1 protein-coding gene is annotated in these 387 nt (G+C 63.6%); it reads left to right on the forward strand.

The window, feature by feature from the left end; genetic code table 11:
- Positions 1 to 106 precede the first annotated feature (106 nt).
- The coding region (locus tag HX803_RS32560) for an acyl-CoA dehydrogenase family protein (RefSeq protein ID WP_178926133.1) at positions 107 to 387 on the forward strand (281 nt) is incomplete at its 3' end.

A 387-nucleotide genomic window follows, 5' to 3' on the forward strand; every position in this document is an offset into this window, starting at 1 on the left:
ACCCGGTGCGCTGGAAGTATCACGCCATCGGCGCCTTTCGACTCAATGGCACCCTTCCGGCCCGCCATTCCTGGATTTGACCGACCAGACCTCTGGAGAAATACGCATGACCCTTTCTCATCACGTCGCGGTCATAACCAGCGACGAACAAGCCCTTATTGTCGCCAGCGACCTGGCCGAAGACTTCCGTCGCGACAGCGCCCAGCGTGACCGTGAGCGCCGCCTGCCCCTGCCCGAACTGGACGTGTTCTCCCGCTCCGGCCTGTGGGGCATCAGCGTGCCCAAGGAATACGGCGGCGCCGGTGTGTCCAACGTCACCCTGGCCAAGGTCATTGCGCTGATCGCCCAGGCGGATGCCTCGCTGGGCCAGATCCCGCAGAACCATTT

This window comes from Pseudomonas sp. P7548 (assembly GCF_013386585.1).
GTDB lineage: Bacteria > Pseudomonadota > Gammaproteobacteria > Pseudomonadales > Pseudomonadaceae > Aquipseudomonas.